The organism is Pseudomonas floridensis (genome assembly GCF_002087235.1).
GTDB classification, from domain to species: Bacteria; Pseudomonadota; Gammaproteobacteria; order Pseudomonadales; family Pseudomonadaceae; genus Aquipseudomonas; species Aquipseudomonas floridensis.
In genome coordinates this window covers 1-818 of sequence record NZ_MUIO01000285.1, presented here as the reverse complement: position 1 = coordinate 818, position 818 = coordinate 1, and the positions used below count along the sequence as shown (strand labels likewise).

2 protein-coding genes and 1 pseudogene are annotated in these 818 nt (G+C 59.4%); all 3 read left to right on the top strand.

The features are described 5' to 3' along the window. A pseudogene (gene folX / locus BZK31_RS28970) lies at nt 1-118 on the top strand (dihydroneopterin triphosphate 2'-epimerase); the annotation flags it as partial. Between the two features lie 43 nt (nt 119-161). Further along, the gene (locus BZK31_RS28965) at nt 162-458 is read left to right on the top strand and encodes a DUF1244 domain-containing protein (protein ID WP_083186506.1); all 297 of its coding nucleotides are present in this window, start codon (nt 162-164) and stop codon (nt 456-458) included. Further along, entirely contained in the window at nt 451-792 is a 342-nt protein-coding gene (locus BZK31_RS28960; protein WP_083186505.1) for a HopJ type III effector protein, read from the top strand. The genes BZK31_RS28965 and BZK31_RS28960 overlap by 8 nt, the downstream gene beginning before the upstream one ends. Nucleotides 793-818 lie beyond the last annotated feature (26 nt).

Below are 818 nucleotides of genomic sequence, written 5' to 3'. Positions count from 1 at the left end.
AGTGCTGGATCTGGTGATGAGCCATCAGGCCGTGACCTACGCTGAAGTGGAAGTCGACAAGCCTCACGCACTGCGCTTCGCCGAATCGGTATCGATCACGCTCGCCGGTCAACGCTGAACCTTTTATCATGACGCCACTTACCGACTGAGAAGAGCCCGTCATGACCGAGCAAGAACGCCTCGAACTCGAAGCAGCCGCCTTTCGCCGACTGGTCGCGCATCTGGACAGCCGCAAGGATGTCCAGAACATCGATCTGATGAACCTGTCAGGCTTCTGCCGCAACTGCCTGTCCAAATGGTACAAAGCCGCTGCCGATGAAAAACACATCGACGTCAGCCTCGATGACGCTCGCGAAGTGGTCTACGGCATGCCGTACAGCGAGTGGAAAGCCATTTACCAGAAAGAAGCGAGCGCCGGGCAACAGGCGGCGTTCGCCAAGGAACCCAAGCATGACTGACCTGAACTCCCTGCGCGCAAGTGTGCGCAGCGGCGAGCATGTATTTGCCGACACTCTGACCTACATTGCCGACACTTACGACTATCAGCCCCAGGCCTTCAAGAACGGTGGCGTGGAAAACGCTGCGGGTCAGAACGAAGGCTCGTGCAAGACACTGGGCATGGCGCTGCTGGAAGGCTTGAGCGATGAAGAGGCGCTGCTGGCGTTCGGCGAGCATTACCGCTCTGTCCAGGCCACACCCGATGGCAGCGACCACGGCAACATCCGCGCACTGATCGCTCACGGCCTGGCAGGCGTGAAGTTTGAAGCCGAGCCGCTCAAGCGCAAGGGCTAAAACGTCGCCCCTTCGCGGACAAGTCC